The 21,490-nt window shown below is 76.9% G+C and carries 2 protein-coding genes; both read left to right on the top strand.

Translation table 11 applies throughout. The annotated features are described in order from the left end of the window. Positions 1-1,045: 1,045 nt before the first annotated feature. Positions 1,046-2,404, top strand: a complete 1,359-nt coding sequence (locus ACFV6D_RS22355) for a serine hydrolase domain-containing protein (RefSeq protein ID WP_380560912.1) — start codon at positions 1,046-1,048, stop codon at positions 2,402-2,404. A gap of 169 nt (positions 2,405-2,573) precedes the next feature. Continuing rightward, positions 2,574-21,485: a non-ribosomal peptide synthase/polyketide synthase gene (locus tag ACFV6D_RS22350; protein WP_380560911.1), complete on the top strand. Its 18,912-nt coding sequence runs from the start codon at positions 2,574-2,576 to the stop codon at positions 21,483-21,485. The last annotated feature ends 5 nt before the right edge of the window (positions 21,486-21,490 follow it).

The raw sequence follows: 21,490 nt of genomic DNA, 5'->3' as shown, positions 1-21,490 counted from the left end.
CCGGGCGCACCGGGGGGGGCGGCGGCGGGCGGGCCCCCGGCCCCCCCCCCGGGGCGCGGCGCGGGGGGGCCCGCCCGGGCGCCCCCCCCCCGGGGGCCCCCCCGCGCGGCAGTCCTTCGCGACCCGGGGGCGGCAGAAGTACATCAGAGCACGCGCGTACCACGGCACAAGCGCATCAGGGCACACGCGCATCAGAGCCCTCATTGATTCACCCGCGCCGCACCCGATCGATCCCGTCGAATTCCTGCACAACCGCCCCAGGCGTCAGGGGAATCACTCGGCTATTCCCCGCGGAAACCCGGCCGGGTGGCCAGGGGGATCGGGGTGTCACAGTTTCGGCCAAAGAATTCACACCCGTCATCAGGTGTTCCGGGCGTGGCCGGGAGTCACACCAGCGATTTTGCGGTTCCGATTCCGGGGAGAGTTGCTTTCCGTTCAATCGCCAGGGGTTGCGAGCGGGTGACCCGCCGTGAAGACTGTTCCGCGTTCGTCGTTCCGAGCGTTCGGGCCGTCAAGGTATTGCCCGGTCCTCGCGACGGTCGTGGCAGGTTCCGCACGGTGGCTGCGGGGAGGGATCGCAGGGGGGATAGGCATGCCGGGCGCAACGATCGCGCAGGTCAGGGCCGTCGGAGCGGCCGACTGGAGCGTTCGGGATTCCTGTCCGGCCCCGCCTGCGGGGTGAGGTCATTCGGCGGTCGGCCGTTCGCCGCCCACCGTTCCCGCTCACCGTTCCCCCGTTCGCCGTTCCGGGGCGGCGTGGAATTCGGGTCGCATTCGCACCGTCCGGTCGGGGAGCGCCGAGGCGGCCGGGAACGGTTCCCCTCGGGCGGGTGCGGCGCCCTGCCGGGAGCGGTCGGGGATTCCCGTTCACACCCAGCCGGCCGTCATCGGCAGACTTCCGTCGATTCCCGTTGTTCCCGCGAGTCTTGAGTCGAGGAGCGCAGGTGGCAGGAAATTTCACGGTGTGCTCCACAGTAATCCGGAATTCATCCGCGGACGCTTGCCGCGCCCGCATCTGAGAACCAGTCAACGGGAGCGTCCGCCCATGCCGTACCCCAGCTCCGCGCCCGTCCGCGAGCGCGCGCCGTTCCTCTTACGCCGCTTACAGCGCGAACTGCAGCACCGGCTCGACACGCTCGCGCGCACCCACCGGGTGCCCGGCGCCCAGGTGGTGCTGGACACCGGCTCGGAGGTCGTGGCCCTGCACACCGGTGTGGCCGACGCCGCCACCGGTGCGCCCTTCGCCGGGGACACCGTCGTGCCGGTGGGGTCGCTCACCAAGCCCTACACGGCCGCCCTGGTGATGCTCCTGGCCGACGACGGCGACCTCGACCTCGACGACCGGGTCGCCGATCACCTGCCTGAGCTCCGCCGGATGCCAGCAGTAACGATTCGCCAACTCCTCAGCCACACCGGCGGACTGCCCACCGGGCCGGACTCCGACGCCGCCGCCCGGACCACCGCGGCGCACTACCTGTCGTCCGTGTGCACGGCCGGGGACGCGCTCTTCCCGCCCGGGACGGACTTCTCCTACTCCAACGCCGGCTACATCGCCGCCGGGCGCCTGGTGGAGACGGTGACCGGGATGCCCTGGCACGAGGCCGTGGCCGCCCTGCTGCTCGAACCGCTCGGCACCGTGCCCGTGTTCGTCGACGCGAGCGCACCCGCACGCCCGGTCGCCGCCGGACACGCGCTCAACGCCGCGACCGGCCGGGCCCGGCCGGTCCGGCAGAACCTGGCCCCGCTGGAGGCCCCGGCCGGAGCCCTGCTGGCGAGCGCCGCGGACCTCGCCGCGCTCGGCGGCGCCCTGGTCGGCCGGGCCAAGGCCCTGCCCCCCGCCGTCGCCGAGGAGATGCGCCGCCCGCAGCCCGGCGCCCGGCCGGGTGCGCTCGCGGACGGCTGGGGCCCGGGGCTCGCCCTCTACCAGCAGGACGGCCGGCTGTGGTGCGGCCACGACGGCAACGCCATGGGGACCTCCTGCCACCTGCGGGCCGACCCGGACAGCGGCGTGGTGGTCGCCTTCGCGGGCAACTCCGGCACCGCCACCGCGCTCTGGCGCGAGCTCGCGGCCGATCTGGCCGAGCTGGCGGGTGTCCGGGTGCCCGCCGCGATCGCGCCCGTGGGCGCGGGCGAGCCCGCCCCCCTGCCCGAGTGCGCGGGCACCTACCGCAACGGTTCGATCCGGTACCGCGTCGAGCCCGCGGGCGACGGATCGTCCACGCTCTCCGTGGACGGCGACCTGCCGCTGCCCCTGCGCTGTTTCGCCGACCTCTCCTACGACCTGCTCGCCCCCGACACCGGCCGCCCCGAGCCGGGCGGGCGCTTCCACCGCGATCCCGCCACGGGCGTGATCGACCGGGTGCAGGTGTCCGGGCGCACGGCGCGTCGCGCCGACCCCGCCTGAGGCGCCCGGCCTCGTCCTGGCCGCCTGCGGCCCTCCCGCCGGCGTCGCTCCACCGGGCTCACCCCCGGCTCGTTCCGTTCCCCCGGCCCGGTTCCCCGGGCCCGAGGGCCGGCCCCCGCCTGCCCCGGCGCCCGCATCGCCTCCTCCCCGTCCGGAAGGACCTTCCGCCATGACCGACCGGCCTGCCCAGCCCGTGCGTTCGTCCGCTCCGCCGCAGGCCGGCGACACCCCTGGCGCCCCGGGGACCGGTGCCGCCCGGGGGACCGATGCCGCCCCGCCGCCGGCGCACCGGACGCTCGACGCGCTGTTCGCCGCCCAGGTGGCCCGCGCGCCGCACGCGCCCGCGGTGACGGACGGCCGGCGCAGCTGGACGTACCGGGAACTGGCCGACCGGGTCGAGCGCCTGGCCCGCGACCTCGCACGGCGCGGTGCCGGGACAGACCGGACGGTGGCGCTGGTCCTGCCGCGCTCGATGGAACTGGTCGCGGCGGAGCTGGCCGTCGCCCGGACGGGCGCCGCCTTCCTGCCCGTGGATCCGGCCTACCCCGCCGGGAGACGGGCGCTGATGCTCGCCGACGCCGCCCCCGCTGTCGTCCTGGACGATCCGGCCCGGGTCCGCGCGCTGCTGGAGACGGACCGGGCCGGCGCCACGGACCGGGCCGACACCGGTCTGGCGGGCCCGACCGGTACCGCGCTGCCGGGCCCGAGCGGCATCGACCACGCGGCGTACGTGATCTACACCTCGGGCTCCACCGGGACGCCCAAGGGGGTGGTCGTCACCCACCGGGGCATCGGCGGCTTCGCGGAGGCGGCCCGCGCGCACTACGCGGTGCGCCCCGGCGACCGGGTGCTGCAGTTCTCCTCGCCCAGCTTCGACGCCTCCGTCCTCGAACTGTTCATCTCCGTCCTGGCCGGTGCCACGCTGGTGATCCCCCCGCACGGCCCCTGGCTGGGCGAGGAACTCGCCGCCGTGCTCGACGAGCACCGCATCACCCACGCCCTCATCCCGCCGGCCGCCCTGGCCACTGTGCCCGGCGGCGCGGGCCGCCACCTGCGCACGCTGATCGTCGGAGCCGAGGCCTGCCCCGCCGACCTGGTCGACCGCTGGGCGCCCGGCCGGCGCATGATCAACTCCTACGGCCCGACCGAGGCGACCATCGTCGCCACCTGGACCGGCCCGCTGACCGCCGGCAGCGGCGCACCCCCCATCGGCGGCGCGCTGCCGCACACCCGGGCGTACGTGCTCGACGCGGCCATGCGGCCCCAACCACCTGGCGTAGACGGCGAGTTGTACGTCGGCGGCGAGGGCGTGGCCCGCGGCTACCTGGGCCGCCCCGGCCTGACCGCCGGGCGCTTCGTCGCCGACCCCTTCGGCCAGCCCGGCGCCCGGCTCTACCGCACCGGCGACCGGGCCCGGTGGACGGCCGACGGGGAGCTGGAGTTCCTCGGCCGGCTCGACCGGCAGGTGAAGATCCGCGGCTTCCGGATCGAGCCGGGGGAGATCGAGGCCGCCCTGCGGGCGCACCCCGCCGTCGACCAGGCCGTCGTCGTGGTCCGGGAGGACGAACCGGGCCGCGAACGCCTGGTCGGCTACGCCACGCCCGCCGAACCGGAGCACGCCCCGGATCCGGCGGAGCTGCGCGCGGCACTGGCCGCCACCCTGCCGGCCCACCTGGTGCCGTCCGCCGTCGTCGTCCTGGCCGCGCTGCCGCTCACCCCGCAGCACAAGATCGACCAGCAGGCGCTGCCCGCGCCCGCCCGCCCCGCAGCGGCCGGACCCGTCGCCCCGCGCACCGGGCGCGAACGCGCCCTGGCCGCCATCTGGGCCGAGGTCCTCGGCCTCGACGCGGTGGGCGCGACGGACGACTTCTTCGACCTGGGCGGCGACTCGATCCTCGCCGCCCGGACCCTGGCCCGGGTCGCCGAGCGGCTGGGCGTCCGGCTCACGCTCCGGGACGTCTTCACCGCGCGGACCGTCGCCGCCCTGGCCCCGCTGGTGGACGAGCGGCACACCGCCGCGCCGCCGGACCCGATCCCGCCCGCCCCGCGCGAGGAGCCGCTGCCGCTGTCCAGCGCCCAGCGCCGCCTGTGGTTCCTCGACGACCTCACCGTCGGGGGGACGGAGTACAACACCGGCGTCGCCCTGCGGCTGCACGGAACGACGGACCCGGAGGCCCTGCGCCGGGCCCTGGGCCGACTCGCCGCCCGCCACGACTCGCTGCGCACCACCTTCGCCACCGTCGACGGGCAGCTCGTGCAGTGCGTCGCGGCGGCGGGCACCCTGCCGCTGCGCACCGCGGACGTCGGCGACCGGCCGGCCGGGGAGCGCGCCGAAGCGGCCGAACGGCTGCTGACCGAGGAGCTGAACCGGCCCTACGACCTGACGGACGGCCCGCTCGCCCGGGCGCTGCTCGTCCGGCTCGCCGCCGACGAGCACCTGCTGCTGCTGGCGCAGCACCACATCATCACCGACGGCTGGTCGGTGGGCGTCCTCACCCGCGAACTGGCCGCGCTCTACCGGGCGGAGGTCTCCGGCGAACCGGACGCGCTCGCCGCCCCCGCCCTCCAGTACCCCGACTTCGCGCGCTGGGAGCAGCGCCGGCGGACCGAGGGCGCCGGGGCGGAGGACGCGCCGGACCTCGCCTACTGGAAGCGGAACCTGGCGGAGCTGCAACCCCTGCAACTGCCCACCGACCGGCCCCGGCCCGCCCAGCGCACGACGAACGGCGCGGCGCACCGCCACCGCCTCCCGGCCGAACTGGTGGCCCGGCTGCGGCACCTCGCCGCGGGCCGCGGCACGACGCTGTTCACCCTGTTCGCGGGGGCGTCCGCGCTGCTGTTCTCGCGCTACTCCGGCCAGCGGGACGTGGCGTTCGGCACCGTCACCACCGGGCGCGACCGGCGGGAGCTGGAGGAGGTGACCGGCTTCTTCGTCAACACCGTGGTGCTGCGCGGCGACGTGGACGAGCGGGCCACCGTCGACCGGTTCGTGGAGAGCGTGCGCACCACCCTGCTGGACGCCTTCGCCCACGCGGCGGTGCCCTTCGACCGGGTGGTCGAGGAACTGGCCCCGCCCCGGGACCCGAGCCGCACCCCGCTGGTCCAGGTCATGGTCGTCCAGCAGAGCCCCACCACCCCGCCGCCCGCCGGAGGCCTGCGCTTCGAGGACCACCCGCTGCCCCGCCCGGCCGCCCGGTTCGACCTGGTGCTGGAGTTCACCCCGGAGGACACCGACGGTTGCGCGCTGACGGTGGAGTACAACACGGACCTGTTCGACGCCCGGACGGTGGCCCGGATGGCGCGCCACCTGCACCGCCTGCTGGCGGGCATGGCGGACGGCCCGCAGCGCATCCTCGCCGAACTGCCCATGCTCTCCGAGGAGGAGCAGCGCACGCTGCTCGACTCCTGGAACCCGCCCGCGCGCGGCGCCCGCGACCTCCCGGACACCGTGCTGCCCGTGCTGCCAGTGCTGCCCGCGCTGTTCGAGGCGCAGGCGGCCCGCACGCCCGGGCGGACCGCCGTCGGCTGCGGCCCGGTGCGGCGGGACTACGCGGAGGTCAACCGGCGGGCCAACCGCCTCGCCCGGCTGCTGGTCGCCCGGGGCGCGGGCCCCGAGCGGCTGGTCGCGCTGTGCCTGCCGCGCTCCGCCGACCTGCCGTCGGTGCTGTGGGCGGTGCTCAAGTCGGGTGCGGCGTACCTGCCGGTGGACCCGGGCTACCCGGCCGAGCGGATCCGCTTCATGCTGGCGGACGCCGGGCCCACGCTGGTCCTCGCCACCCGGGAGACGGCGGCCGCGCTGCCCGAGGGGTGGCCCGTCCTGCTGCTGGAGGACGGCGCCGGCCTGGTCGCCGACGCCGACCCGGAGGACGCTGATTCGGCGGACGCCGATCTCACGGACGCCGACCGCCTCCGGCCGCTGCTGCCGGAGCACCCCGCCTACGTCATCTACACCTCGGGGTCGACCGGCCGCCCCAAGGGCGTCGTGATCACCCACCGCAGCGTCGTCGCCCTCGCCCGCTGGGCGGCCGAGCGGTTCGGGCCCGGCGGGCTGGACCACGTGCTCGCCGCCACCTCGCTCAACTTCGACGTGTCGGTCTTCGAGCTGCTCTGCCCGCTGCTGGCGGGCGGCAGCGTCGAGGTGGTCGCCGACCTCGCCGCCCTCGCCGAGGAGCCGGCCCCGCGCCGCGTCGGCCTGGTCAGCGGCGTGCCCTCGGTGATCTCCCGACTGCTCGCCGGGGGCGCCGCCCCGGTCGACGCGGGCACCGTCGTGCTGGCCGGCGAGGCCCTCTCCGCCCAGGCGGTGGGCGACCTGCGGCGCGTCCTGCCCGGCAGCGCGATCGCCAACATCTACGGCCCCACCGAGGCCACCGTCTACGCCACCGCCTGGTTCGCCGGTGACCGGCTGCCGGAGCAGGCGCCGCCGATCGGCAGGCCGCTCGCGCTGACCCGGACGTACGTCCTGGACCCCGGGCTGCGCCCGCAACCGCCGGGCGTGGTCGGCGAGTTGTACCTCGGGGGCGGCGGCCTGGCGCGCGGCTATCTGGGCCGCCCCGGGCTGACCGCCGCCCGGTTCGTCGCCGACCCGTACGGCGCGCCGGGGGAGCGGATGTACCGCACCGGAGACCGGGTGCGGTGGAACGCCGACGGCGAGCTGGAGTACCTCGGCCGGATCGACCAGCAGGTCAAGGTGCGCGGCTTCCGGATCGAACTGGGCGAGGTGGAGGAGGCGCTGCGGCGCTGCGAGGGCGTGGCGGAGGCGGCCGCCACCGTCGCCGACGGCGAGGGCAACCGGCGCCTGGTCGGCTACGTGGTCCCCGTCCCGGGCGGCCGGGTGGAGCCCGAGGCCGTGCGCCGGGCGCTCGGCCTGGCCCTGCCCGACTACCTGGTGCCCTCGGTCGTCGTGCCGCTGCCCGCGCTGCCGCTCAACCCCAACGGCAAGCTCGACCGGAGCCGGCTGCCCGACCCGGGGCCGGCCGTGCCCGCCGTACGCCACGTCGCCCCCCGCACCCCCGCCGAACAGGCGCTCGCCACCATCTGGGCGGAGGTGCTGCGGCTGGAGCGGGTCGGCGCGGACGACAACTTCTTCGACCTCGGCGGCGACTCCATCCTCGGCATCCAGGTGGTGGCCCGCTCCCGGCAGGTGGGGCTGGCGGTGACCTCCGGGGACCTCTACCGGCACCAGACGGTCGCCGCGCTGGCCCGGTGCGCGGACGACGCCGAACGGCCGGCGGTGACCGCCCGGGTGGCCGCCACCGGGGCGGGCGTCCTGACCCCGATCCAGCGCTGGTGGCTCGACCGGGCCGCCGGGCGCGCCGGGCACTTCAACCAGGCGCTCTCCCTCCTGCTGGGCGCCGACGTGGACCGGGCGGCGCTGGAGGACGCCCTGAACGACGTGGTCGCCCACCACGACGCGCTGCGCTCGGCCTTCACGGCCGAGGCCGGAGAGCCCGACGCCAGCGAGCCCGATGTCGGCGAGCCCGAGGTCGGCGAGCCCGGTACCGGCCCCGGCGTGCGCTGGCGGATCGACGACCGGGCGCCCCGGATCCGCCTGGGCCGGCACACCGGCCCGGACGGCGACACCCCGCACTTCGGCCCCTTCGACCTGGGCGGCGGCGACGGCCCGCTGCTGCGCGCCGTGCTGCACGAGCGCGGTGCGGGGCTGCCGCCGGTCCTGCACCTGGCCGTCCACCACCTGGTCGTCGACGGGGTCTCCTGGCGGGTGCTGGCGGAGGACCTCGACGCGGCCTACCGCGCCCGCCGCGACGGCCGGGACGGGGCGGCGGCCCTGCCGGCGAAGTCCTCGCCGCTGCGGCAGTGGGGGCAGCGGCTCGGCGCGTACGCGGCGGCCGGCGGCTTCGAGGACGAGACGGAGTACTGGGCGCGGGCCGTCCCCGCGCAGGACGGTGACGCCCCGGCGGACCCGTTCCCGGCCGACCTCGCCGGGGCCGACACCCACGCCTCGGCCCGCTCCGTCACCGTGCGCCTCGACGCCGCCGACACCGCCGCCCTCCTGCGCACCCTGCCCGACACCTACCGCACCCAGGCCAACGACGTGCTGCTGAGCGCCCTCGGCCGGGCCCTGTGCGGGGCGAGCGGGCTGGAGCGGGTCGTGGTGGACGTCGAGGGGCACGGGCGCGAGGAGCTGTTCGCCGACCTCGACCTGAGCCGCACGGTCGGCTGGTTCACCACCCGGCACCCCGTCGCGCTGGCCGTGCCCGCCGGGGCCGACTGGGACGGCGTCCTCAAGCGGGTCAAGGAGCAGCTGCGCGCCGTCCCCCGACGGGGTCTCGGTTTCGACGCCCTGCGCCACCTGGGGCGCCCCGGCACGGCCCCCGACGCCCCGGCCGCGCGGATCAGCTTCAACTACCTCGGCCGGATGTCCTTCCCGCAGGACGCGGCCGGGCTCTACCGCGGCACGTTCCGGCCCCTGGAACTGGACGCCGACCCGCACGTCGAGCGCCCGCACGCCCTGGAGGTGGTCGGCCGGCTCGACGGCGACGCGCTGGAGTTCAGCTGGTTCTACTCCGGTGCCGTGCACCGGCGCGACACCGTCGAGGCCCTGGCCCGGCGCTTCGCCGCCGAGCTGGCCGACCTCGCGCGGTACGCGGCCCGCCCGGGCGCCGCCGGGCGCACCCCGTCCGACTTCCCGCTGGCCCGGCTCGACCAGGCGGCCGTGGACCTGATCACCGGCGACGACCCGGGCGCGGTGGAGGACGTCCTCCCGCTGACGCCGACCCAGTCCGGGATGCTCTTCCACGGCCTCGCCGAGGAGGACAGCGGCGCCTACTTCCAGCAGCTCGACTTCGTCCTGGACGGCGTGCCCGACCCGGGGCGGCTCGCCGCCGCCTGGCAGTGGGTCACCGACCGCACCCCGGTGCTGCGCTCCCACGTCCGCTGGCAGGAGGTGCCCGAGCCGCTGCTGGTGGTGCGGCGACGGGCGGCCGTGCCGGTCACCCACCTGGACTGGCGCGAGCTGCCCGAGCCCGAGCGCGGGGGCCGGCTGGCCGAGCTCCTGGACCGCGACCGGGCCCGCGGCCTGGACCTGGCCCGGGCCCCGCTCCAGCGCCTGCTGCTCATCCGCCTCTCCGACACCCGGGTGCGCGTGCTGTGGTCCTTCCACCACCTCGTCCTGGACGGCTGGAGCCTCTTCCAGGTGCTGTCCGACGTGTTCGCCGTGCACGCCGCGCTGGCCCGCTCCGGGCCGGAGGCGGGAGAAGTCCCGTCCGGCACCCTGCCATCCGGCACCGAGCCCTTCGGCACCGTCCCGTACGGCACCGTCCCGTACGGCACCGTCCCGTACGGCACCGTCCCGTACGGCACCGTCCCGTACGGCACGGTGCCGGAGCGCCGGCCCTACCGCGACTTCGTGGCCTGGCTGCGCGAGCGCGACCCGGCGGAGGCCGAGCGGCACTGGCGCGGGCGCCTGGCCGGGCTGGCCGAGCCGACGCCGCTGCCGTACGACCGCGAGCCGCGCCAGAGCCACCGCGCGGAATCCACCCGGGCCGTGCTGTTCACCCTGCCCGCCGCCGGGACCCGGGCGCTGGAAGGCCTCGCGCGCGGCTCCGGCCTGACCCTGAACACCCTGGTCCAGGGCGCCTGGGCGATCCTGCTGGGCCGTCAGGCGAACCGGGACGAGGTGGTGTTCGGCACCACCTCGTCCGGGCGGCCGCCCGAGCTGCCCGGCGTCGAGACGATGACCGGCCTGTTCATCACCACCCTGCCCACCCGGACGGCCGTGCCCGCCGACGGCACCCTGCTCGACTGGCTCCGCACGCTGCAACGGGAGCAGGGCGAGGACCGGCGCCACGGCTTCGTCCCGCTCACCCGCCTGCGGGCCGCCACCGTCCTCCCCGAGCAGACCGCCCTGTTCGACAGCATCGTCGTCTTCGAGAACTACCCGGTCGAGGACGACGCGGCCGCCGCGCACGGCCTGCGCCTGCGCGACCTGGACGGCATCGAGACCACCAACTACCCGCTCGCCCTGCTGGCCTATCCGGGGCCGGAGCTGGCCCTGCGGCTGTGCTACGACCCGCGGCTGTTCGACGAGGCCACCGTCCGGCGGATGGCCGGGCAGCTCACGGCTGTCCTGACGGGACTGCCCGGGAGCGCCGGGGGCCCGCCCGCGCGCGTGCCGCTGCTGACCGCCGGGGAGCGCCGACGGATCCTCGTCGACTGGAACGCCACCGCCGTCGGACGGACCGAGCGCGACATCGCGGACCTGTTCGCCGAGCAGGTGCGCCGCCGCCCGGACGCCGTCGCCGTGGAGGCGGGCCACGAGCGCCTCGGCTACCGCGACCTCGACGCCCGCGCCGCCGCCCTGGCCGGCCGGTTGGCCGCGCTCGGCGTCGGCGCCGAACGCCCGGTCGGCGTGCTCATGGACCGCTCCGTCGACCTGGTCGTCGCCCAGCTGGCGCTGGTCCGGACCGGCGGGGTCTACGTGCCGCTGGACGGCAGGGCGCCGCGCGAGCGGCTGCACCTGATGCTGGCCGAGGCCGGCGCGGACCTGCTGCTCACCGACGCGCACGGGGACCGGATGGCCCGCGAACTGCGGCCGGACGGGCAAGTGCTTCGCGTCGACGGGCAGACCTTCGCGGCCCGGCCGGGCCCGGCCCCGGCGCTCCACCCCGACAACGTCCAGTACCTGATGTTCACCTCGGGCTCCACCGGCACCCCCAAGGGCGTCGCGGTGCGCCGGCGCGACGTCGCCGCGCTCGCCCTGGACCGCGCCTTCACCGGCCACGACCGGGTGCTCGTGCACTCCCCGCACGCCTTCGACGCCGCCACCTACGAGCTGTGGGTGCCGCTGCTGCGCGGCGGCACCGCCGTGCTGGCCCCGCCGGAGGACCTGGACGCCGCCGCCGTCCGCCGCGCCGTCACCGAGCAGGGCGTGCAGTGCCTGTGGCTGACCGCCGGCCTGTTCCGGCTCCTCGCCCAGGAGGACCCGGGCTGCCTGCGCGGCGCCCGGGAGGTGTGGACCGGCGGTGAGGCGGTGCCCGGCGCGGTCGTGCGCCGGGTCCTGGAGGCCTGCCCCGACCTCACCGTGGTCGACGGCTACGGCCCGACCGAGACCACCACCTTCGCCACCCGCCGGGCCTTCCGCCCCGGTGACCGGCTGCCCGCCGTGCTGCCGATCGGACGCCCGCTGGACGACACCCGGGTGTACGTGCTGGACGGCGCCCTCCAGCCGCAACCGCCCGGCATCACCGGCGAGTTGTACATCGCCGGCGCCGGCGTCGCGCGCGGCTACGCGGGCCGGCCCGGCGAGACCGCCGCCCGCTACCTCGCCGACCCCTTCGGGCCGCCCGGCGGCCGGATGTACCGCACCGGCGACACCGCCCGGTGGAGCGAGGACGGTGAACTGCACTTCGTGGGCCGCGCGGACGACCAGATCAAGATCCGCGGCTTCCGCATCGAACCCGCCGAGATCGAGGCACGGCTCACCGCCCACCCGGCCGTCGCCGAGGCCGTCGTCTCGCTCCACGAGGACGCGGGGCGCAGGCGGCTGGCCGCCCACCTGGTGCCGGCCGGCGGCGCCGAGCCGCCCTCCGCCACGGCGCTGCGCGCCCACCTGGCGGCCGACCTGCCCGACTACATGCTGCCCGCGGCCTTCGTCACGGTCTCCGAACTGCCGCTGACGGCCAACGGCAAGGTGGACCGCCGGCGGCTGCCCGCCCCCGACTGGTCGGCGGCGGGCGACCGCGCCCACCGCGCCCCGACCACCGACACCGAACGCGTCCTCACCGCGATCTGGGCGGAACTGCTGGGCGTGGAGCGGGTCGGGGTCGACGACGACTTCTTCCTGCTCGGCGGCGACTCGATCCTGAGCATCCAGGTCGTCTCCCGCGCCCGCGCCGCCGGTCTCGCGCTGTCCCCCCGCGACCTGTTCCGGCACCCCACCGTCGCCGCGCTGGCCGCCGTCGCCGGCACCGCCGCCACCGTCGCCGGGACCGAACCGGTCAGCGGCGAGGTGGGCCTGACGCCCATCCAGCACTGGTTCCTCGACCCGCACCCGCCGTACGCCGCGTCCTTCGACCAGTCCGTCGTGGTGGAGGCGCCGGCCGAGGTCGACCCGCAGGCCCTGCGCCGCGCCCTGACCGCCCTGTGGGCCCACCACGACGCCCTGCGCTCCCGCTTCACCACCGGGGCGGACGGCGCCTGGCAGCAGCACTGCGCCCCCGCGGACGCCGCCGCGCCCGAGCTGCTGGAGGTCGTCGACCTCGGCGCCCTGGACCGGGCGGCGGCCGAGGCCGCCGAGGCGCGGGCCACCGAGGCCGCGCACGCCGCGTTCCGGCTGGACACCCTCCCGCTGCTCACCGCCCGCCTGTTCACCACCGACGGCACCCGGCCCGCCCGGCTGCTGCTGGCCGTCCACCACCTGGTCGTCGACGGCGTCTCCTGGCGGATCCTGCTGGAGGACCTGGAGACCGCCTACCGGCAGGCCGTGGAGGGCCGGCCGCTGCGCCTGCCCGCCCGCACCACCTCCGTGCGGGAGTGGACCCGCCGCCTGCGCGAGCACACCGCGGCCGGCGGCTTCGCGGGCCGGCGCGCCCACTGGGCGGCGGCCGCCCGGCACTGCGCGGCCGCGCTGCCGGTGGACGGCGACGGCGGCAACACCGCCGCCGACCTGCGCGCCGTCACCGTCCGGCTGGACCGCGAGCGCACCGGGGACCTGCTGCGCAAGGTCCCCGGGGTCTACCGCACCCGGATCGACGACGTCCTGCTCACCGCCCTGGGCCGGGTGCTCGCCGAGTGGACCGGACGGCGCACCGTCGCGATCGGCCTGGAGGGGCACGGCCGCGAGGACCAGCTGTTCGAGGACGTCGACCTGTCCCGCACGGTCGGCTGGTTCACCTCGCTCTTCCCCGTCGCCCTCGACGTCCCGGACGGGGACTGGGGCACCGCGCTGAAGGCCGTCAAGGAGCAGCTGCGGGCGGTGCCGGAGCGCGGCCTCGGCTACGGCGCGCTGCGCCACCTCGCCCGGGACGAACAGCTCGCCGACGCCCCGGCCCCCGGGATCAGCTTCAACTACCTGGGCCGCTTCGACTGGTCCGCCGACGGCGCCGCCCTGGTCCGCGCCGTCCCCGGCGGCCTCGGCGGCGCGGAGGCGCCCGGCACCGAGCGCCCGCACCTGCTGGACGTCGTCGCCCGGGTCGAGGGCGACCGGCTGGAGATCGGCTGGTACTACAGCGCCGGCCGGCACCACGAACGGACCGTCACCGCGCTCGCGGACGCCATGCTGCGCGCCCTGGAGGACCTCGTCGCGCACTGCGCCGAGCCCGGCGCCGGCGGCCGCACCCCCGCCGACTTCCCGCTGGCCCGGCTGGACCAGGCGGCGGTGGACCGGATCGCCGGGGACGGCCGCTCCGTCGCGGACGTGTACCCGCTGACGGCGATGCAGGCGGGCATGCTCTTCCACAGCCTGCTGGACCCGGACGCCCACACCTACGTCAACCAGGTCCAACTGGTCCTCTCCGGCGTCACCGACCCGCACGCCCTGGCCGCCGCCTGGCAGCAGACCGTGGACGCCAACGCGGTGCTGCGCACCCGGCTCGCCTGGCAGGACACCGCCGAGCCGCTCCAGGTCGTCCAGCACCGGGCCGCCGTCCCGGTGACCCACCACGACTGGACCGGCCGCCCGGCCGACCGGATCGAGCGGGACACCGCCCGGCTGCTCGCCGAGGACCGCGCGGCCGGCCTCGACCTGGCCGCCGCGCCGCTGATGCGGCTGACCCTGGTCCGGCTGTCGCCGACCCGGGTGCGGGTGGTGTGGACCTTCCACCACGTCCTGCTCGACGGGTGGAGCGCGGCCCAGGTCTTCGACGAGGTGTGCGAGCGCTACGCCGCCCTGGCCGCCGGGCGCCGGCCGAACCCGGTCGTGCGCGCCCCCTTCGCCGACTACCTGCGCTGGCTGTCCGGGCAGGACCCGGCGCGGGTCGAGCGGTACTGGCGCGACACCCTGGCCGGGTTCCCCGCCCCCACCGAACTGCCCCGCGACCGGCGCCCGGCCGAGGCGCACCGCGCCTCCTCCTCCGCCTCGGTGCGGGTGACCCTCGACAACGACCTGTCGGAGCGGCTGCGGACCACCGCCCGGCAGGCCGGGCTGACCGTCAACACCGTGCTCCAGGGCGCCTGGGCGCTGCTGCTCTCCCGCTACGGCGGCGGGGACGACGTGGTCTTCGGCACGATCGTCTCCGGCCGGCCCGCCGAACTCCCGGGCGTCACCTCGATGGTGGGGCTGTTCATCAACGCCCTGCCCACCCGGGTGCGGATCGACGCCGGCCGCTCGCTGCTGGAGTGGCTGCGGGAGCTCCAGGACGCCCAGTCGGAGGCCCGCCGGTACGACGCCGTCTCCCTGGCGCAGCTCCAGAACTGGAGCGAACTGCCGGGCGGCACAGCCCTGTTCGACAGCATCGTGGTCTTCGAGAACTACCCGTTCGACGCGCAGGCGCTGACCCGGCACGGCCTGGGCGTCGAGACCGAGCACGTCCTGGAGCCGACCAACTACCCGCTCGGCGTGGTGGTCGCCCCCGGCGACGCCATCGCGGTCAGCCTCGACCACGACCCGGCCGTCTTCGACACCGCGACCGTCGAGGCGCTCGGGGCGGGCCTGCACACCTTGCTGACGGCGATGGCGGCCGGCCTCGACCGGCCGGCGGCGCAGCTGCCGCTGCTCGACCCGCTGCGGGGGCGCGAACTCGTCGACCGCTTCGGCGGGGCGGTGGTCGAGGCGCCGCAGGACACCGTGCCCGGGGCCTTCGCCCGGCAGGCCGCCCGCACGCCCGACGCCCCGGCCGTCCGCTGCGGCGACGCGCTGCTGACCTACCGGGAGCTCGACGAACGGGCCAACCGGCTGGCCCGGCTGCTGATCGCGGCCGGCGCCGGGCCCGAGCGGTTCGTCGCGCTCGCGCTGCCCCGCACCGCCGACCTGGCCGTGGCGCTGCTGGCGGTGCTCAAGAGCGGCGCCGCCTACCTGCCGGTCGACCCCGGGTACCCGGCCGAACGGATCGCGTTCCTCTTCGCGGACGTCCGCCCCGACGCCGTGGTCACCGACACGCAGACCGCAGGGCGGCTGCCGGCGGGCCCGTTCACCCGGATCGTGCTCGACGACCCCGGGTGCGCCGGACGGCTCGCCGCCGCCCGCCCCGACACCGTGCGCGACCATGAACGGCTCGGCGCCCTGCTGCCGCAGCACCCCGCGTACGTCATCCACACCTCCGGCTCGACCGGCCGCCCCAAGGGCGTCGTGGTCGCCCACGCCTCGGTCCTGGCCCTGACCGACTGGGCCGCCGCCGAGTTCGCCGACCACGGCCTGGCCCACGTGGTGGCCGCCACCTCGCTCAACTTCGACGTGTCGGTGTTCGAGATCTTCTCGCCCCTGCTCGCCGGCGGCTGCGTGGAACTCGTCCGGGACCTGCTGGCCCTGGCCGAGCGCCCCGGGCCGTGGCGGGCCGGCCTGCTCAGCGCGGTGCCCTCCGCCCTGGGCGGCCTCCTCGCGGAGGACGCCGTGCACCTCGGCGCGGACACCGTCGTCCTGGCCGGCGAGGCCCTGCCCGCCCGCACCGTGCGCCGGCTGCGCGAGGCCGTCCCCGGCTGCCGGGTGCTGAACATCTACGGCCCCACCGAGGCCACCGTCTACGCCACCGCCTTCGCCTGCGACCCCGCCGACCCCGACCGGGACCCGCCGATCGGCCGCCCGGTCGGCGGCGCCCGGGCCTACGTCCTGGACGACCGGCTGCGCCCGGTGCCCGTCGGCGCGCCGGGGGAGCTGTACCTGGCCGGCACCGGCGTCGCCCGCGGCTACCTGCGCCGCCCGGGCCTGACCGCCGCCCGGTTCCTGCCCGACCCCTTCGGCCCGCCCGGGCGCCGGATGTACCGCACCGGGGACCTGGTGCGCTGGACGGCCGACGGCGACCTCGGCTACCTCGGCCGCGCGGACGACCAGGTCAAGGTGCGCGGCTTCCGGATCGAACTCGGCGAGGTCGAGGCCGCCCTGGCCCGCCACCCGCAGGTGTCGGCCGCCGCCGCCCGGGTCGTCGACCACGACGGCCACCGGCGCCTGGTGGGCTACGCGGTGGCCCGCGACGGCGCACTGCCCGACCCCGTCGAGTGGCGCGCCTTCCTCGGGAGCACCCTCCCCGACCACCTGGTGCCCGCGCTGGTGGTGCCGCTGGAGCGGCTGCCGCTCGGCGCCACCGGCAAACTCGACCGCCGCGCGCTGCCCGCCCCGGTGTGGGCCACCCCGGCCGCACGCGGCGACCGACCGCCGCGCACCGCGACCGAACGCACCCTCGCCGCGATCTGGCGCGAGGTGCTCGGCGTGCCCGAGGTGGGCGCGGACGACAACTACTTCGCGCTCGGCGGCGACTCGATCCTGGGCATCCAGATCGTCTCCGCGGCCCGCCGGGCCGGCCTCGCGCTCACCCCCCGGCACCTGTTCGCCCACCAGACCCTGGCCGAACTCGCCCTCGCCGCCGAAGAGTCGCCGAGCCCGGCGGTCGCCGCCGAACAGGGCGCCGTGGTCGGCGACGCCCCGCTCACCCCCGTTCAGCACTGGCTGCTGGACACCCTCGGCGGGGACACCGCCCAGTTCACCCAGTCGGTCTCCTTCACCCTCGCCCCCGACACCGAGGAGCCCCTGCTGCGGGCCGCGCTCGCCGCCGTCCTGGACCGCCACGACGCGCTGCGCCTGCGGTTCCAGCCGCTCGGCGACGGGCGGTGGCGCCAGCACGGCACCGCGCCCGGCGACCTGCCGGAGCTGCGCACGCATCAACTGCCCGCCGCCCCGGCGCAGGAGCGCGAGGCGACGCTGCGCGAGCTGGGCGAGCGCCTGGCCGCAGGCTTCGACCTGGCCGAAGGGCCGCTGCTGCGGGCCGCGCTGTGCCGCTTCGACGGCGAGCGGCACCCCGTCCTGCTGCTGGCCGCGCACCACCTGGTGGTCGACGCGGTGTCCTGGCGCGTCCTCCTGGAGGACCTGGACACCGCCCACCGCGCGCTGAGCGCGGGCGGGCGGCCCGACCTCGGCCCCAAGACCACCTCCTTCCGGGCCTGGGCCGAACGGCTCGCCGAGCACACCGCGGCCGGCGGCTTCGACGACGAGCACGCCCACTGGTACGGCCTGGAGCACGGCGCCGCGACCGCCCTGCCGACCGACCTCGACGGCGCCAACACGGCCGCCACCGAGGAGTCGCTGGACCTCGCCCTCGACGCCGAGGACACCCGCCGGCTGCTCCAGGACGTCCCGGAGGTCTACCGCACCCGGGTCAACGACGTCCTGCTCTGCGCCCTGGGCCGGGTGCTGGCCCGCTGGACCGGCCGGGACCGGGTGACGGTCGCCCTGGAGGGCCACGGCCGCGAGGAACTGTTCGACGGGGTCGACCTCTCCCGGACCGTCGGCTGGTTCACCACGCTGTACCCCGTGGCCCTGGACGTGCCCCGGGACGCCGACACCGGCACCGCCCTGAAGACCGTCAAGGAGAACCTGCGCGCCGTACCGCGCGGCGGGCTCGGCTACGGCGCCCTGCGCCACCTGCGGCCCGCCGCCGACCCCCGGCTGCCCGACCCGCCACGGCGGCTGCCCGACCTGCCACAGATCGGCTTCAACTACCTGGGCCGGCAGGACCGGACCCTTACCCCCGGCGGCCTGCTGCACGCCCCGGCCGGCCCGCTCACCGGCGGCATGGACCGGGCCGCGGACCGTCCGCACCTGCTGGACGTGCTCGGCCGGGTGAGCGACGGGAAGCTGGCGTTCACCTGGTCGTACTCCCGCGCGGTGCACCACCGCGCCACCGTCGCCCGGCTCGCCGCCGAACTGCTGGACGAGCTGCGGGAGATCGTCCGCCACTGCGCCCAACCCGGCGCGGGCGGCCGCACCCCCGCCGACTACCCGCTGGCCAACCTGGACCAGGCCGCCGTCGACCGACTGGCCGGCACCGGACGGGACGTGACGGAGATCCAGCCGCTCACCCCCACCCAGACCGGCATGGTGCTGCACGGCCTGGACGAGGCCGAACACGGCCTGTACGTCGAGCAGATCACCTTCGTGCTGGACGGCGCCCGCGACCTGCGGCCGCTGGCCGCCGCCTGGCAGCACGTCGTCGACCGCACCCCCGTGCTGCGCACCGCCGTCGTCCTGCGCGACGTGCCCGTACCCCTCCAGGTGGTCCACCGGGAGGCGACGCTGCCGGTCACCGAACACGACTGGAGCGCACTGCCGGAAGCCGAGCGCGAAGCCCGCCTGGAGCGGCTGCTCGCCGACCAGCGGGCCCGCCCGCCGGCCCTGGACCGGGCCCCGCTGCTGCGGCTCGACCTGATCCGGCTCGGCCCGGACGCGGCGCGCGTGGTGTGGACCTTCCACCACGTGCTGCTCGACGGGTGGAGCGTCTTCCACGTCCTGTCCGACGTCCTGGCCGCCCACGCCGCGCTCGCCCGCGGCGACCGGCCGGGCCTGCCCGAGCGCCGGCCCTTCGCGGACTACGTCGGCTGGCTCGCCGCCCGCGACACCGCCGCCGCCGCGGAGCACTGGCGCGGCGTCCTGGCGGACCTCACCACCACCGCGCTGCCCTACGACCGCAGGCCCGCCCAGGGCGACACGGCCCGCTCCGGCGCCTGGCTCTCGCACCGCCTGGCCGAGGCCGAGACGGACCGGCTCCAGGAGTTCGCCCGCCGGCACCGCCTCACCCTCAACACCCTGGTGCAGGGCGCCTGGGCGCTGCTGCTGTCGCGGTGGAGCGGGGAGCAGCGGGTGTGCTTCGGCACCACCGTCTCCGGGCGCCCGGCCGACCTGGCCGGCTCCGACGCCATCGTCGGCCTGTTCATCACCACCCTGCCCGCCCGCGTCACCGTCGACGGCGCCCAGCCCTGTGCCGCCTGGCTGCGCGCGCTCCAGGAGGAGCAGGCCGAGGACCGCCGCTTCGACCACCTGCCGCTGGCCGCGATGCACGGCCTGAGCGGGCTGGCGCCCGGGACGGCGCTGTTCGACAGCCTGGTGGTCTTCGAGAACTATCCGGTCGGCGACGCGACGGCGGGCGCCCACGGCCTGCTGATCCGCGAACTGGACGCCAGGGAGGCCACCAACTACCCGCTCACCGTCGTCGTCTCGCCCGGCGACCGGCTCGCCGTCGAACTCGGCCACGACCCCCGGTACATCGACCGGGACACCGCCGAGAAACTGGCCGCCCAACTGCTGCACACCCTCGCCGCGCTGGCCGGCTCGGACGGCACCGCCCGCCTGGACGACCTCGACCTGCTGCCGCCCGGGGAACGCGAGCGGCTGCTGCGCGGCCCGGCCCGCCCGGCGGGCGCCCCGGTGCCCCCGGCGGCCCTGCCCGCCCTGGTCGAGGCCGCCGTGGACCGCCGGCCGCACGCCCCGGCGCTGAGCGCCCCCGGACTGGAGCTGACCTTCGCCGAGGCCGAGGCGCACGCCAACCGCCTGGCGCACCGGCTCATCGCGCGCGGCGCCGGCCCCGGCGAGGTGGTCGCCCTCCTGCTGCCGCGCTCGGCGGACATGGTGCTCGCCCAGCTGGCGGTGGCGAAGACCGGCGCCGCGTTCCTGCCGGTCGACCCCCACTACCCCGACGAGCGCGTCGAGTTCATGCTGCGCGACGCGGCGCCCGCGCTCACCCTGGACGCCAAGGAGGTCGCGGCGCTGCTGGCCGCCCCGCCGGACGGCGCCCCCGGCCACCGCCCCGCCGACCCCGACCGGCTCCGCCCGCTCGACCTGGACGACCCCGCCTACGTCATCTACACCTCCGGCTCCACCGGCACCCCGAAGGGCGTCGTCCTCACCCACCGCGGGCTGGCCGCCTTCGCCGCCGCCGAGGCCGAGCACTACCAAGTCGCCCCGGGGGACCGGGTGCTGGCCTTCGCCACCCCCAGCTTCGACGCCTCCGTGCTCGAACTGTGCATGTCCCTGCCGCACGGCGCCCGGCTGGTGGTGCCCGCACCCGGACCGCTGCTCGGCGCCCAACTGGCCGAGGTGCTCCGGACGGAGGCGATCACCCACACCCTGCTGCCGCCGGCCGCCCTCGCCACCCTGCCCGCCGACACCCCCGGCACGCTGCCCGCGCTCAAGACCCTGGTGGTCGGCGCCGACGCGTGCGGCGCCGACCTGGTGGCCCGCTGGGCCCCGCACCACCGCATGGTCAACTCCTACGGCCCCACCGAGGCCACCGTGGTCGCCGCCTGGTCCGCGCCGCTGGCCCCGGACGGCGCCGCGCCGCCGATCGGCCGCCCGCTGCCCGGCACCGGCGCCTACGTCCTGGACGCCCGCCTGCGGCCGGTGCCCGACGGCGTCACCGGCGAACTGTGGCTGAGCGGACCGGCCCTGGCCCGCGGCTACCTCGGCCGGCCGGGCCTGACCGCCGCCCGCTTCACCGTCGACCCGTACGGGCCGCCCGGCACCCGGATGTACCGCACCGGCGACCTGGTGCGCCGCGACCACCGGGGCGAACTGCACTACCTGGGCCGCACCGACCACCAGCTCAAGCTGCGCGGCCACCGCATCGAGGCGGGCGAGGTCGAGGCCGTCCTGGTGCGCCACCCGGCCGTGCTGGACGCCGTGGTGACGGTGCGGGAGGATGAGCCCGGGCTGCCCCGCCTGGTCGCGCACCTGCTCGCGGCCCCCGGCGCCGAACCGCCGACCGGCGCCGAACTGCGCGCCCTGGCCGCCCGCTCCCTGCCCGGCCACCTCGTCCCCTCGGCCTTCGCCGTCCTCGACCGCTTCCCGCTCACCGCGAGCGGCAAGACCGACCGCGCCGCGCTGCCCGCCCCCGCACCCGAGGAGGAGCAGCGGCCCGGCCGGCTGGCGCCCCGCACGCCCACCGAGGAGGCCGTGGCCGAGATCTGGGCCGAGACCCTGCGGACGGCCGTGGGCGTGACGGACGACTTCTTCCAACTGGGCGGCGACTCCATGCGGGCCCTGCTGATCGCCTCCCGCGCCAACGATGCCTTCGGCGTCACGCTCACCCCCCGCGACGTCCTGGTCTCCCGCACCGTGGCCGCCCTGGCGGAACTGGTGGAGGACCAGGTGCTGAGCGAACTCGAAGACGCCGCGTCCGGCGGCCCGGACGATGACGAACGATGACGAAC

Origin of the sequence: Kitasatospora sp. NPDC059812 (assembly GCF_042732075.1) — a bacterium.
In the GTDB taxonomy this organism is placed as follows: domain Bacteria; phylum Actinomycetota; class Actinomycetes; order Streptomycetales; family Streptomycetaceae; genus Kitasatospora.
The sequence above is the reverse complement of the archived record's forward strand: the minus strand, read 5'-3'. Positions and strand labels throughout refer to the sequence as shown.

Bases quoted from the DNA above. Each gene is read 5' to 3' on its own strand.
- ACFV6D_RS22355 (WP_380560912.1), top strand. From the start codon at position 1,046: ATGCCGTACCCCAGCTCCGCGCCCGTCCGCGAGCGCGCGCCGTTCCTC.
- ACFV6D_RS22350 (WP_380560911.1), top strand. From the start codon at position 2,574: ATGACCGACCGGCCTGCCCAGCCCGTGCGTTCGTCCGCTCCGCCGCAG.